This window comes from Alcanivorax sp. (assembly GCF_014762765.1).
In the GTDB taxonomy this organism is placed as follows: domain Bacteria; phylum Pseudomonadota; class Gammaproteobacteria; order Pseudomonadales; family Alcanivoracaceae; genus Alcanivorax.
The window spans coordinates 49,298-63,164 of the sequence record NZ_JABURH010000086.1; the positions used below are offsets into that span (position 1 = coordinate 49,298).

Consider the following 13,867-nt stretch of genomic DNA (forward strand, 5'->3'; position numbering starts at 1 on the left):
CAAGCATAGCTCCTACATAAAACCGGGGCTAAACGACAAAGCGCCGACCCTTGGTCGGCGCTTTCGGTGTTATCCGCCGAAGTCATCCAGCAGGATGTTTTCCGGTTCCACACCCAGATCATCAAGCATCTTGATCACCGAGGCGTTCATCATCGGCGGCCCACACATGTAGTACTCGCAATCTTCAGGGGCCGGATGGTCCTTCAGATACTGCTCGTACAGCACGTTATGGATAAAGCCGGTGAGGCCATCCCAGTTATCTTCAGGCTGGGGATCAGACAACGCCAGATGCCATTCGAAGTTATCGTTCTCTTCAGCCAGGATGTCATATTCATCGTTGTAGAAGGTCTCACGCCAGCTTCGGGCACCGTACCAGAAGCTGATCTTGCGCTTGGAATTGAGACGCTTCAGCTGATCGAAAATATGACTGCGCATGGGCGCCATGCCGGCACCACCGCCAATGAAGACCATTTCCGCATCGGTCTTCTTGGCAAAGAACTCACCAAAGGGCCCGAACACAGTAATTTTGTCACCCGGCTTCAAGCTGAACACGTAGGAGCTCATGATGCCCGGAGAAATGTCCTTGGAGCCCGGAGGCGGCGTGGCAATCCGGATGTTGAATTTGAGGATGCCCTTCTCTTCCGGATAGTTGGCCATGGAATAAGCGCGAATTACTTCCTCGTTGTTCTTGCAGCTCAGATCGAAGAAGTTAAAACGCTCCCAGTCGCCCCGGTACTCTTCACTGATATCAAAATCAGAGAATTTCACGTCGAACGGCGGCGCTTCCAGCTGCACATAGCCGCCAGCACGGAAGTCCACATTCTCACCTTCCGGCAGCTTCAGGGTCAGCTCTTTAATGAAGGTGGCAACGTTATCATTGGCGATAACCTCGCACTCCCACTTCTTCACACCGAAGAACTCTTCCGGAACTTCGATTTTCATGTCCTGCTTCACATTCACCTGGCAGCTCAGGCGCCAGCCGTCGCGAATCTCGCCCTTGGTGAAGTGGCCTTCTTCGGTGGGCAGAATATCGCCACCGCCGTCCAGCACTTTGCATTTGCACTGGGCACAAGTACCACCGCCACCACAGGCAGAAGACAGGAAGATACCCTGATTGGCCAGGGTCCCCAGCAACTTGCCTCCAGCAGGGGCATCGATGGATTTTTCTTCATCGCTGTTGATGTTGATGTGCACATCCCCGCTGGCCACCAGCCGGGAGCGGGCCATCAGGATCACCGCCACCAGTGCCAGCACAATGGCGGTGAACATGACCACACCGAGAATAATCTCAAAACTCATGATTCAACCCCTTCGCTTACAGCTGCACGCCGGAAAAAGACATGAAGCCGAGAGACATCAGCCCTACGGTGATGAAGGTGATACCCAGACCTTTCAGGCCGTCCGGCACATCGCTGTATTTCAGCTTTTCGCGAATACCGGCCAGCAGCGTAATGGCAAGCGCCCAGCCAACCCCGGCGCCGACACCGTAGACCATGGACTCACCAAAGGTGTAGTCACGCTCAACCATGAACAGGGATGCACCCAGAATGGCGCAGTTCACAGTAATCAGCGGCAGGAAGATGCCCAGGGCGTTGTAGAGACTGGGCACATACTTGTCCAGGGTCATTTCCAGAATCTGTACCAGCGCGGCAATAACACCGATATAGCTCAGCAGGCCCAGGAAGCGCAGGTCCAGGCTGGCCAGAGACTCTATCCCGGTCCAGGCCAGGGCGTTCTCATCCAGCAGATAGGTAAGAATCAGGTTGTTCACGGGCACGGTGATAGTCAGTACCACTACCACCGCAACCCCCAGACCGATCGCGGTCTGGATCTTCTTGGACACGGCAATAAAGGTACACATGCCCAGGAAGAAGGCCAGCGCCATGTTTTCAACAAAGACGGCGCGGACGAACAGGCTCAGATAATGTTCAAACATTCCTCGTCTCCGTTAAAACGCGTCGCTGACACGGGTGTGTGGCTTCATCTTGAAGGTATCTTCTTCCACTTGCTCAGGCTTCCAGGTCCGGATTGCCCAGATGAACAGGCCGATCAGGAAGAACGCGCTGGGCGGCAACAGCATCATGCCGTTGGTCACGAACCAGCCACCATCCGCAGCCTTGGTCAGGATCTGCTGACCGAACAGGCTACCGGCACCCAGCAGTTCACGAATGAAGCCCAGACCCAGCAGGATCACCGAGTAACCCAGACCGTTACCCACACCATCCAGGAAAGACGGGATCGGCGGGTTCTTCATGGCAAAGGCTTCTGCCCGGCCCATCACGATACAGTTGGTGATGATCAGCCCCACAAACACCGAGAGCTGCTTGGAAATGCCATAGGCATAGGCTTTCAGGAACTGATCTACCACAATTACCAGCGAGGCAATAATGGTCATCTGCACGATGATGCGGATGCTGGACGGAATATAATTCCGGATTGAGCTCACAAAGAAGTTCGAGAACGCGGTTACGGTCGTCAATGCAATACACATCGTGACCGTCGTGCTCAGGTTACTGGTTACCGCCAGGGCGGAGCAGATACCAAGAATCTGCAGCGCGATGGGGTTATTGTCGAAAATCGGACCTAAAAGGATGTCCTTCGTTTTCTCCGCCATTACGCGTCTCCTTCCTGCTGTACGACCGCTTCACCTTTCTGCATGCGCTTCAGGTAAGGACCGAAACCGTTTTCGCCAACCCAGAAGCGCAGCAGATTACTGACACCATTACTGGTCAGGGTCGCACCGGCAAGACCATCCACCTTGTGTTCGGCATTCGGCGTTTTGCTGTCCACGGAACCCTTGACCACCTGGATTTCCACTTCACCCTGCTCACCGTAAAGCTTTTTGCCTTCCCACAGGGCTTTCCATTTCGGGTTGTCTACTTCACCACCGAGCCCCGGAGTCTCACCGTGCTCGTAAAAACCCAGGCCGGACACGGTGTTGGCATCCGGCTCAAGAGCCAGGAAACCATACAAGGTAGACCACAGGCCATAGCCATGTACCGGCAAGATGATGCGGCTCAGTTCACCGTCATCACCGCGGGCCAGGAATACTTCTGCCACGTCCGCCTGGGACTTGATACCGGCAATATCCTCTTTACCGCTGAGCCGCTCGGACCGCTGGGGATCCTTGGCTGCCTTGCGCTGATCGTAGGATTCCGGCATCTCTACATACTCACCGGTGTCGATGTCCACAAAACGGCGTTCAATGCTTTTGAAGACCTTGTTCACATCCACACCAGGCTGATACAGGCCAGCGGCCTGCAGGATGTTCATGCGTTTGTCCAGCAGCTGGTTCTTGCTCTGTACTGGTCGCAGGCTTACCGCTGCAGTGGCAACCACCACACCGCAAACCACACAGACCAGAAAGGCAACCAGCAGCGTTTTGCCTACACTTTCTTTATTCGCTGACATTTACACTTCTCCCCCGGTCCGGCGCAGACGACGACGAACGTTCGCCTGTACAACAAAGTGGTCGATTAACGGCGCACAGAGGTTGGAGAACAGGATGGCCATCATCACACCCTCCGGGAACGCCGGGTTCACCACCCGGATCAATACGATCATGACACCGATCAGCGCACCGAAGATGTACTTGCCGGTATTGGTCATGGAAGCCGATACCGGGTCGGTGGCCATGTAAATCATGCCGAAAGCAAAGCTGCCCACGGTCAGATGCCAGTACCAGGGCATGGCGAACATGGGATTAGTGGCAGAACCGATCGCATTGAAGAGAGAGCTCAGCGCCACCATGCCCAGGAATACACCCAGTACGATGCGCCAGGAAGCTACCTTGGTGAGCAACAGAGCCGCACCACCAATCAGGATAGCCAGGGTTGAAGTTTCGCCGATAGAACCCTGAATACCGCCCAGGAAGGTCTGCATCCAGGAAATGTTGGCACCGGCATCAGCCGTCAGGTTGCTTGCGAAGTCCAGTTGGCCGGCAGCTGCGAGCGCCAGCGGTGTCGCACCGGAGAAGTTGTCCACTGCGGTCCATACCGCATCCCCGGACATTTCTGCCGGATAGGCAAAGAACAGGAACGCCCGCCCGACCAGCGCCGGGTTGAGGAAGTTCTTGCCGGTACCCCCGAACACTTCCTTACCGATGACGACACCGAAGGAAATACCCAGGAACACCTGCCACAGAGGAATAGACGGCGGCAGGATCAGGGTAAACAGGATCCCGGTCACGAAGAAGCCTTCGTTAACTTCATGGCCGCGCTTCCAGGCAAACAGGCCTTCCCAGATGAAGCCACCCAGGTAGACCACAATCAGAATCGGCACGTAGTAAACCATACCGTGCAGCAGATTCGACCATAGACTGGCCGCATCAAAGCCTGCCAGGGCCATGACCAGGTCGCTGCGCCAGCCGGGAATCGGGCTGAAACCTTCAGCAATCTGCAGGTTGGCCTGATAACCGGTGTTCCACAGCCCGAACAGAATCGCCGGGAAGGCGCAGAACCACACCGTCATCATAATCCGCTTGAGATCGATACCATCACGTACATGTGCGGAGGACCGGGTAACCGAATCCGGGGTGTACAGCATGGTGTCGAACATTTCGTAGAAGGTGTAATACTTCTCGAACTTGCCACCCTCGTGGAAATGCGGGGCGACCTTGTTGTCCAGAAAACTTCTCATGCCCATGCTCAGCTCTCCGCTTCAATGGTGGTGAGATTGTCGCGCAGAATCGGACCGTACTCGTATTTGCCCGGGCACACGAAGGTACACAGGGCCAGGTCTTCTTCCACCAGCTCAAGCGCGCCAAGTGCCGTGGCACTATCGGTATCGCCAACAATCAGCGCACGCAGCAGCTGGGTCGGCAGGATATCCAGCGGCATCACTTCCTCGTAGGCGCCCACCGGCACCATGGCCCGCTCGGAACCATTAGTGGTGGTGGTGAAGTTGAAGCGCTTGCCCGGCATCAGCTTGGAAAGGTAGATATTGAGCACCGAGAAGCGATTCACGCCCGGGGAGATGTACCCCAACAATTGACGTTCATGACCTTCGCACAGCACCGTTACCTGATTGGCGGTGCGGCTCAGGAACGCCACCGGCCCCTGGGCATTGTGACCGCCGAATACAGAACCGCTGATCAGGCGATTATCACCCTCTTTCAGCTCAGCCTGTGCGAAATCGTCGGTACTGGCACCCACGCGGGTACGCAGGGAACGAGGCGTTTTCACCTGGGGGCCGGCCAGGGCCACTACCCGGGAGGAGTAAATTTTGCCTTCGGTGAACAATTTACCGATGGCAATCACGTCCTGATAACCCACAGACCAGACGATCTTTTTCAGGCTAACCGGATCCAGGTGATGAATGTGTGTACCCACATTACCCGCCGGATGCTTTCCGGCGAAAGCTTCTTCACGTACCTGACCGCCGGCGAAGCTCGGCAGGTCGGTATTGGGGCCACGACATACCCACACAGGCCCATCGGTGAGACGGCTCAACACGGTAAGGCCATGACGGAACGCCTGTTCGTTTTCCTTGATGACCAGTGCTGGCTCCTGGGCCAGCGGGTTGGTATCAAGTACGGAAACGAAAATGGAATTCGGGGTGCTGCCCGGCGCCGGCACCTTGCCGAAGGGGCGAGTCCGCAACAAGGTCCACTCGCCAGAGTCCACCAGCTGCTGCTGTACCGCCTCACGGTCCAGGCCAGCGAGCTGGTCAGCACTGTAGGAATCAAAAGTGACTTCGTCTTCCTGCTCGGCCACTTCAATCACTACCGATTGAAGCACGCGCTTGTGACCGCGATTGATCGCCACCACCTTGCCCGCCGCAGGAGCGGTGTATTTCACACCCTCGGTTTTCTTGTCCGTAAAGATCAGCTGGCCTTTCTTGACCACATCTCCTTCGCGGACCTCCATGGTGGGTTTCATGCCCACATAGTCACCGCCGAGCACGGCAACAGAACGAACCTGGTGGCCTTCCTCAATCGCCTGGCGCGGTGCACCAGCGATGGGCAGATCCAGGCCCTTCCTGACTTTAATCATAGTTTCTCGCCCACGTTGCGTGTTGCTGAAGTCGAGGCACATCCGCCTGCAAGCCCCGAAAAGCGGGAAAATGCCTTGGATGTTCGCTAAAACCGGAATTTGCAATTGGGAGCCGGCAGCAGCCGGCGGCGCCATTATAAAGACGCGCCTGCCCGTTCGCCAGCACCGTCCGACCCGCCTTTCGTCGCACAGAACTACTTTGGTGCAAAAGAAAAACCGGTCATGCACCGAAAAAAAGCCCGCAGCGCGGGCTTCTTTTCAAACGCCGTTCAGTCCTTCGGGTACGCCGGGTATTCCACCCCGGAGATCTGCTGCAGGATACGCAGTACCTGGCAGCTGTAACCGAACTCGTTGTCGTACCACACATACAGTACGCAATGACGCCCACTGACAATGGTAGCCTCCGCATCAATCACGGAAGCGTGACGGGAGCCCACGAAATCGGTGGATACCGCATCCGGGCTGCTCACGAAATCCACCTGACGCTGCAGCGGCGAATGCAGGCTCACCCAACGCAGGTACTCGTTGAGCTCTTCCAGGGTGGTTTCCTTGCCCAGAGTCAGGTTAAGGATCGCCATGGACACATTCGGGGTCGGCACCCGGATGGAATTGCCGGTGAGCTTGCCCTTCAGGGACGGCAGCGCCTTGGCGGCAGCCGTCGCCGCCCCGGTTTCGGTCAGCACCATGTTCAGGGGCGCGGAGCGACCACGACGGGGACCTTTGTGGAAGTTATCCAGCAGGTTCTGGTCGTTGGTGTAGGAGTGCACGGTTTCCACGTGGCCGTATTCGATGCCGAATTTGTCTTCCAGGGCTTTCAGTGGCGGCACGATGGCGTTGGTGGTGCAGCTGGCAGCGGAAATGATCTTGTCGCTGTCTTCGATCATGTCATTGTTCACGCCATGAACAATGTTTTTCATATCACCTTTGCCTGGCGCAGTCAGCATGACACGGGCAACACCCTTGCACTGCAGATGCTGGGAAAGGCCTTCAGAATCACGCCACTTGCCGGTGTTGTCGATCACCACGGCATTGTTGATGCCGTACTCGGTGTAATCGATGGCAGACGGATCACTGGAGTAGATCACCTTGATGAAGTTGCCGTTGGCGATGATGGCATTTTCTTCTTCATCCACGGCAATGGTGCCGGCGAACGGGCCGTGCACGGAGTCACGACGCAGCAGGCTGGCGCGCTTCTGCAGGTCACCCTTGCCGGATTCGCGAACCACGATCGCCTTCAGCCGCAGACCATCACCGGAACCCGCTTTCTCGATCAGCAGACGGGCCAGGATACGGCCGATACGGCCGAAACCGTACAGCACCACGTCCGTGGAGCTGGGCACTGGCCCCTTGTTATTGACCGCTTCGGCCAGCTCTTCGCGCACATAGTCCTCGATGGACAGGCCGCGATTGTCTTTCTTGTACTCTACCGCCAGTTTACCGATATCAATGCGGCAGGGGCCCAGGTCCAGCTTGTTCACTTCCTGCAGAATCGGGAAGGAATCCACCACAGACAGCTCGGAATCTTCGACCTGCTTGACGAAACGGTGGGCTTTCAGGATCTGGATAACAGACTTGTTGACCAGGGAACGGCTGTAAACAGTGGTGGTGACATTCTTTTCGCGATGCAGCTTGCCGATCATCGGGATCATGGCTTCTGCGATTTCTTCGCGGTTCTTCCAGCGTCCGAAGTGGTCTTCCAGTTTGTTCACGGAGATGCCCCTCTCAGGTTGGGTTCGGGTGAAGAAAACCGTGGCTGGCACCGAAATGCCCGGTTTCTGCGTTCACCGGCGGTGGAGTTTGGGGCGCGAATAATATCGCCAAACGCCGCGTTTATCCACCCAAATGGCGGGGATATTACGGTTTCACGAACAATGCTTTCACACGTTCACGCAACACCGGCAACACCTCTTCCTCGAACCAGGGGCGCTGGCGCAGCCACAGCCGGTTACGCGGGCTCGGATGGGGCAGCGGGAAGTAGCCAAGTTGCAGGGCCCGGGCGAAATCGCGAACATTGTCAGACAGGGTCTTGCCCGGCGCCGGCAGGTAGTATTTCTGGGCATACTGCCCTACCAGCAGTGTCAATTGCAGATCCGGCAGCTCCGCCAGCAACTGTTCATGCCACTGGGGGGCACATTCCGGGCGGGGCGGCAGATCACCGCCCTTGCCCCGGCCCGGGTAACAGAACCCCATGGGAATAATGGCAATGCGGTTTTCGTCATAGAAGGTCTCCCGGTCCATCTGTAGCCAGTCGCGCAGGCGGTCCCCGGACGGGTCATTCCAGGGAATCCCGGTTTCATGCACCCGCGTGCCCGGCGCCTGCCCCACGATCAGGAGCCGGGCGCCCTCCCCGGCCCGCACCACCGGACGCGGGCCCAGGGGCAGATGGGCCTCGCACAGTCGGCAGGCCTGTACCTCTTCCAATAAAGGAAGCAGCCGGCTCATGCCGCCGGGCTGTCCGAGCGATGTAGCCGCATCAGCCCTTCCTGGGCCACCGACGCTACCAGGGTACCGTCCTGGCGATAGATGGAACCGAAGTTCATGCCCCGGGAACCGCCGGCAAAGGGGCTGTCGCTGCGGTACAGCAGCCATTCATCAATACGGAAATCCCCGTGGAACCACATGGCGTGGTCGATGCTGGCGCACTGCACATGGGGCTGCCAGAAATTCATGCCGTGGGGCAGCATGGCCGTACCCATCAGCCCGAAATCCGAGCAATAGGCCAACAAGGCCCGCTGGGTCATTGGGTCCGCCTCCACCGAATCGACCACCTTGAACCACACCTCCCGTACCGGCGGCTCCGGCTGGGACGAAATCGGATCACGGGGCGTCACCGGGCGGAACTCCACCGGCCGGTCCTGCAAAAAGGCCTCGCGATACTGTTCCGGCAACCGGGCCACCAGCTTCTGCCGGGCTGCTTCGTCATTCTCCAGGCCGTCAGGGCCTGGCACCTCCGGCATGGGGGCTTGGTGTGCAACGCCCTCCTCTTCCACCTGATAAGACGCCGCCAACGAGAAGATTGGCCGGCCATGCTGAATCGCGTTGACCCGGCGTGTGGTAAAGCTCTTACCGTCACGAATGCGGTCCACGTCATAGACGATCGGTTTGGTAAAATCCCCAGCGCGCAGGAAATAGGCGTGCAGGGAGTGCACTGACCGGTCCGTGGGCACGGTTTTCGAGGCCGCCAGCAACGCCTGCCCGGCCACCAGCCCGCCAAACACGCTCTGCTGACCATTGGCCTGACTCTGACCTCTAAACAAATTATTCTCGAGCTGCTCCAGATCAAACAGCGTCATCAGTTCCCGAACCGATGCATTCATACCCAATCCTCAGCGCAAACAAAAGCTCATCTTAACCGCTCAAAGCCTGCATGTTCAGCCCCTCCCTGCGGGAGCGGTCGTTGACACTGCAATGGCCGGGCGAGCCCCTCACCGCTACAATACGCCGCCTGATACCTCACCGAACACGCAGGACACGGGTCTTAATGAAGTTACTCCCCGACAGCGCCCTCTTTCCCACCGGCCGCGAACACTATAAAGACTGGGCCGGACTGGACAGTGGCAGCATGGCAGCAGTGCTGGCCGAGCTGGCCCGCAGCCAGGATCACCTGTTTGTGGTGCTGGCCCCCAACAGTAGCCGCGCCCAGCACATTGCCGACTCGCTGGAATTCTACCTTGCCGGAAGCGCCACCCCGGTGATGCTGTTTCCGGACTGGGAGACCCTGCCCTACGACCTGTTCAGCCCCCACCAGGACATCATCAGCGACCGTATCCGCGTGCTTCACCAGCTGCCCACCAGCCACAAGGGCATTCTGGTGGTGCCGGTGAATACCCTGATGCAGCGGCTGGCCCCGCCGTTACACATCACCGGCAACAGCTTCCTGCTCAAGGTGGGTGACACCTTCGATATGGAAGCCACCCGTCAACGGCTGGTGGCCTGCGGCTACCGCCAGCGGGACAACGTCTACGAGCACGGCGAATTCGCCGTGCGTGGTGCCATCATGGATATTTATCCCATGGGTGCCGATCAGCCCTTCCGCATCGAGCTGTTCGACGACGAGATCGAATCCCTGCGCCTGTTCGACGCGGAAAGCCAGCGTTCCACCGGCAAGGTGGAGGACATCACCCTGCTGCCGGCGGCGGAATACCCGCTCAGTGCCGACGGCATCAGCCGCTTCCGCACCGCCTTCCGCGACACCTTCGACGTGGACACCCGTGGTGTGCCGCTCTATCAGGATGTGTCCGACGGCCTGTCCGCACCGGGGCTGGAATACTACCTGCCACTGTTCTTCGAGCACATGGCCACCCTGTTCGACTACCTGCCCGACGATGTGCGACTTGTGGAACTGGCCGACTGCCAGAGCGCCGTGGAGCACTTCTGGGCCGACGTGGAGCAGCGCTATGAATCCCGACGCCACGATATCCACCGACCAATTCTTGCGCCCTGGAAGTTGTACCTGCGTCCGGAAGAACTGGCGGCTTCTCTCAAACAGCACCCCCGTGCCCGACAGGCGGATAGCGGCAACGCCATTCACTTTGACGTGGCCAACATGCCGGCGCTCACCGCCGATGTGCGCGCCAGCAACCCGCTGGCGTTGCTGCACACCTTTTCCGACGCCCACCCGGACACCCGCATTCTGGTCTGTGCGGAAACCGCCGGCCGCCGTGAAGCCCTGCTGGAACTGATGCAGAAAATTGGCATCCAGCCGGCCCTGAAAGACAACTGGCCGGACTTTATCGCCCAGCCGGAGCGCTGGAGCCTGACCCGTGGCGAGCTGGATGCGGGCTTCTACGCCCCGGAACACGAGCTGCTGGTGGTCACCGAGAACGATCTTTATGGCGAGCTCGTACTGCAACGCCGGCGCCGTAAATCCAGCAGCGACGATGGCGCCGCCGAGCAGGCTTTCCGCTCCCTGGGCGAGCTCACGGAAGGCTCCCCGGTAGTTCATCTGGAACACGGCGTGGGCCGCTATCTGGGCCTGATCCACATGGAAGTGGACCGTCAGCAACACGAATTCCTGCTGCTGGAATATGCCGGCGGCGACAAGCTCTATGTGCCGGTGTCCTCCCTGCACCTGATCAGCCGCTACGGCGGCGGCGATACCGCCCCGCTCAACCGCCTGGGCACCGAACAGTGGAGCAAGGCACGACAGAAGGCCGCGGAAAAGATCCACGACGTGGCCGCCGAACTGCTCAACACCTACGCCCGCCGCGAAGCCCGTCAAGGCAAGCAGTTCGACGTGGACATGAGCGATTACGAACGCTTCAGCGCCGGCTTCCCCTTCGAGGAAACCCCGGATCAGCAGGCCGCCATTGCCTCGGTGATTGCCGACATGCAGTCCAGCCAACCCATGGACCGGCTGGTGTGCGGCGATGTGGGCTTCGGCAAGACCGAAGTGGCCATGCGCGCCGCCTTTGTGGCAGTGGAAAACCAGACCCAGGTGGCGGTACTGGTGCCCACCACCCTGCTCGCCCAGCAGCATTACGAATCCTTCACCGACCGCTTTGCCGACTGGCCGATCAACATCGAAGTGCTGTCGCGTTTTCGCAGTGCCAAGGACAAGACCCAGGTTTTGCAGCGCCTGAAAGAAGGCAAGGTGGACATCCTGGTGGGGACCCATCAGTTGCTGCAGGAAACCGTGGCATTCAATGACCTGGGCCTGATCATCGTGGACGAGGAACACCGCTTCGGAGTGCGCCACAAGGAACGCCTCAAGCAGATGCGCGCCGAGTGCGACATCCTTACCCTGACCGCCACGCCGATTCCCCGTACCCTGAACATGGCCTTCAGCGGCATGCGCGACATTTCCATCATCGCCACCCCGCCACAGAAACGCCTGTCGGTGAAAACCTTCGTGCAGCAGCACAACGACACCACCATCAAGGAAGCCCTGCTCCGTGAGCTGCTCCGGGGTGGCCAGGTGTACTACCTGCACAACGATATTGGCACCATGGACCGGACAGCAGAGGACATCCGCAAGCTGGTCCCCGACGCCCGCGTGGGCATTGCCCACGGGCAGATGCGCGAGCGGGAGCTGGAAGCGGTAATGAGTGACTTCTACCACCGTCGCTTCAATGTGCTGGTCTGCTCAACCATCATCGAAACCGGTATCGACGTGCCCAGCGCCAACACCATCATCATCGACCGGGCCGACAAGCTCGGCCTGGCGCAACTGCATCAGCTGCGAGGCCGGGTGGGTCGCAGCCATCACCAGGCCTACGCCTACCTGATCACGCCCAGCCCCAAGGCAATGACCAAGGACGCCCTCAAGCGCCTGGAAGCTATCGAACAAGCCACCGATCTGGGTGCCGGCTTCATGCTCGCCAGCCAGGACCTGGAAATTCGCGGCGCAGGGGAATTGCTGGGGGAAGAACAGCACGGCAACATCGAGACCATTGGCTTCAGCCTCTACATGGAGATGCTGGAACAGGCGGTGGAAGCGTTGAAACGGGGTGAGCAACCGGACGTGGAGAAACCCCTTAGTGGCGGCCCGGAACTGAACCTGCGCATCCCGGCGCTGATTCCTGAGGACTACCTGCCGGACGTATTCAGTCGCCTGACCCTCTACAAGCGCATTGCCGGCTGCAAGACCCGCGATGGCCTGAAAGAGCTGCAGGTAGAAATGATCGACCGCTTCGGCCTGCTGCCGGAACCAGTGAAAAACCTGTTCGCGGTCACAGAGCTGCGCCAGCAAGCGGAACGGCTGGGTATCACTCGACTCGATGCTCACGCCAGCGGCGGCAAGCTGGAATTCGGCGAGCGTACTCCGGTGGACCCGCTGACCATCGTCAAACTGGTCCAATCCGGCCCCAACCGCTTCAAGCTGGAAGGTGCCAACGCCCTGCGTTTTGTGGAAGGTAGCGATACTCCGGAGGAGCGTATCCAGGTGGTGGATGCCCTGCTCAAACGTCTGTCAGCCCAGAGCATCAAGCAGGATACCAACAGCGAGCAGGCATAAGCCCTTGCTGATATGCAAGGAGTTTTCCAAAAATGCCCTCGCTGTCAGGAAAACCAACCAGTCAGGCTGTTAATCGTGAACTGGTACTGTGAACTGGTTATAGTCGCTGAAATAAAAAACGACGTGGGTGCAATTTCCAGGGGAAACGCCTGGTCCCAACAGGGGGCAAACGGGCGCAAGGAAAGCACCGGACTCTCCGCTCCGAGCGGAGCATCCGACAGGCAAAAGGAGGGGCGCGCCTCCACGTCAGCATCAAGATAAGGCCTGCTCAAAGGTCACTAAAGGAGAGCTTCCAATGCTTCGCGCATTCTTTCTGGTTGTGCTGGCCCTTGCGGCCAACCCCGCCATTGCCCAGAGCTGGTACAGCGTTGAGGTCCTGGTATTTGCCCGCGATCACGGTAGCAGCGAAGAAATCTGGCCCGCTGATCTGCAGCCCCGCTATGCCTCCCGCTCGGTAACCATCGGCGAGCCGCAAGCCAGCGAATATGCCGATCCGGAAGCCCTGTCCCGTGGTGCCTGGCAACCTCTGCCGGAAGACCAGACCGTACTGCAGTACATGATGGAACGCATGGCCGGCACCGGCGACTACCGCCAGCTATACCATAAGGCCTGGCGCCAGCCCATCGGCAACAAGAGCGAGACGCTGCCGGTCTACCTGCGCGGCGGCCAGACCCTCTACACCGACGACGGCGAAGTCCCGGAACTGGAAGGCACGCTGCATTTCAGCGAATCCCGCTACGTTCACGTGGAGCCGCGCATCTGGTTCAACACCCAGAGCAACGGCCAGCGCTTCTATGTTGACATCGATGAAAGCCGCCGCCTCACCGGCCACGAAGTTTATTACTTTGATCACCCCATGTTCGGCATGCTGGTGCGCATCACCCGCTAACGGCCTTCCATATTCCGGCACCTGTAGGAG

11 protein-coding genes are annotated in these 13,867 nt (G+C 58.9%); 2 read left to right on the top strand and 9 right to left on the bottom strand.

Annotated elements, in window-relative coordinates:
• Positions 1-69: 69 nt before the first annotated feature.
• The 9 genes from nqrF to tesB all read right to left on the bottom strand — a co-directional run bounded on the left by nqrF (position 70) and on the right by tesB (position 9,310).
• A complete protein-coding gene (gene nqrF / locus HUJ17_RS04200) occupies positions 70-1,299 on the bottom strand; it encodes an NADH:ubiquinone reductase (Na(+)-transporting) subunit F (protein WP_290509497.1) in 1,230 nt (409 codons plus the stop codon).
• A 16-nt stretch (positions 1,300-1,315) separates the two neighbouring features.
• Positions 1,316-1,936 (bottom strand): NADH:ubiquinone reductase (Na(+)-transporting) subunit E, encoded by a 621-nt coding sequence (gene nqrE / locus HUJ17_RS04205; protein ID WP_062816544.1) that lies wholly within the window; start codon positions 1,934-1,936, stop codon positions 1,316-1,318.
• A gap of 12 nt (positions 1,937-1,948) precedes the next feature.
• On the bottom strand, positions 1,949-2,614 hold the full coding sequence (locus tag HUJ17_RS04210; protein ID WP_290509498.1) for an NADH:ubiquinone reductase (Na(+)-transporting) subunit D: 666 nt from the start codon (positions 2,612-2,614) through the stop codon (positions 1,949-1,951).
• Positions 2,614-3,411 carry a Na(+)-translocating NADH-quinone reductase subunit C gene (locus HUJ17_RS04215; protein WP_290509499.1) on the bottom strand — a complete coding sequence of 266 codons (798 nt, stop codon included), beginning with the start codon at positions 3,409-3,411 and terminating at the stop codon, positions 2,614-2,616. The genes HUJ17_RS04210 and HUJ17_RS04215 overlap by 1 nt, the downstream gene beginning before the upstream one ends.
• Positions 3,412-4,644, bottom strand: a complete 1,233-nt coding sequence (locus HUJ17_RS04220; protein ID WP_290509500.1) for an NADH:ubiquinone reductase (Na(+)-transporting) subunit B — start codon at positions 4,642-4,644, stop codon at positions 3,412-3,414.
• Between the two features lie 2 nt (positions 4,645-4,646).
• Positions 4,647-5,993 carry a Na(+)-translocating NADH-quinone reductase subunit A gene (locus HUJ17_RS04225; RefSeq protein WP_290509501.1) on the bottom strand — a complete coding sequence of 449 codons (1,347 nt, stop codon included), beginning with the start codon at positions 5,991-5,993 and terminating at the stop codon, positions 4,647-4,649.
• Positions 5,994-6,262: 269 nt separating this feature from the next.
• Entirely contained in the window at positions 6,263-7,702 is a 1,440-nt protein-coding gene (locus tag HUJ17_RS04230; protein ID WP_290509502.1) for a glyceraldehyde-3-phosphate dehydrogenase, read from the bottom strand.
• 145 nt (positions 7,703-7,847) lie between these two features.
• Entirely contained in the window at positions 7,848-8,435 is a 588-nt protein-coding gene (locus HUJ17_RS04235) for a uracil-DNA glycosylase family protein (RefSeq protein ID WP_290509503.1), read from the bottom strand.
• Positions 8,432-9,310: an acyl-CoA thioesterase II gene (gene tesB, locus HUJ17_RS04240; RefSeq protein WP_290509504.1), complete on the bottom strand. Its 879-nt coding sequence runs from the start codon at positions 9,308-9,310 to the stop codon at positions 8,432-8,434. Before tesB ends, HUJ17_RS04235 begins: the two co-directional genes overlap by 4 nt.
• Positions 9,311-9,474: 164 nt before the next feature.
• Here tesB and mfd point away from each other — a divergent pair, with 164 nt between their 5' ends.
• Complete coding sequence (mfd, locus tag HUJ17_RS04245) at positions 9,475-12,948, top strand: transcription-repair coupling factor (protein WP_290509505.1); 3,474 nt, start codon at positions 9,475-9,477, stop codon at positions 12,946-12,948.
• A gap of 295 nt (positions 12,949-13,243) precedes the next feature.
• On the top strand, positions 13,244-13,837 hold the full coding sequence (locus HUJ17_RS04250) for a peptidoglycan binding protein CsiV (protein ID WP_290509506.1): 594 nt from the start codon (positions 13,244-13,246) through the stop codon (positions 13,835-13,837).
• The last annotated feature ends 30 nt before the right edge of the window (positions 13,838-13,867 follow it).

Excerpts from the sequence above, each read along its gene's own strand:
- nqrF (WP_290509497.1), bottom strand. The coding sequence starts at position 1,299 with ATGAGTTTTGAGATTATTCTCGGTGTGGTCATGTTCACCGCCATTGTG.
- nqrE (WP_062816544.1), bottom strand. The coding sequence starts at position 1,936 with ATGTTTGAACATTATCTGAGCCTGTTCGTCCGCGCCGTCTTTGTTGAA.
- HUJ17_RS04210 (WP_290509498.1), bottom strand. The coding sequence starts at position 2,614 with ATGGCGGAGAAAACGAAGGACATCCTTTTAGGTCCGATTTTCGACAAT.
- HUJ17_RS04215 (WP_290509499.1), bottom strand. The coding sequence starts at position 3,411 with ATGTCAGCGAATAAAGAAAGTGTAGGCAAAACGCTGCTGGTTGCCTTT.
- HUJ17_RS04220 (WP_290509500.1), bottom strand. The coding sequence starts at position 4,644 with ATGGGCATGAGAAGTTTTCTGGACAACAAGGTCGCCCCGCATTTCCAC.
- HUJ17_RS04225 (WP_290509501.1), bottom strand. The coding sequence starts at position 5,993 with ATGATTAAAGTCAGGAAGGGCCTGGATCTGCCCATCGCTGGTGCACCG.
- HUJ17_RS04235 (WP_290509503.1), bottom strand. The coding sequence starts at position 8,435 with ATGAGCCGGCTGCTTCCTTTATTGGAAGAGGTACAGGCCTGCCGACTG.
- tesB (WP_290509504.1), bottom strand. The coding sequence starts at position 9,310 with ATGAATGCATCGGTTCGGGAACTGATGACGCTGTTTGATCTGGAGCAG.
- mfd (WP_290509505.1), top strand. The coding sequence starts at position 9,475 with ATGAAGTTACTCCCCGACAGCGCCCTCTTTCCCACCGGCCGCGAACAC.
- HUJ17_RS04250 (WP_290509506.1), top strand. The coding sequence starts at position 13,244 with ATGCTTCGCGCATTCTTTCTGGTTGTGCTGGCCCTTGCGGCCAACCCC.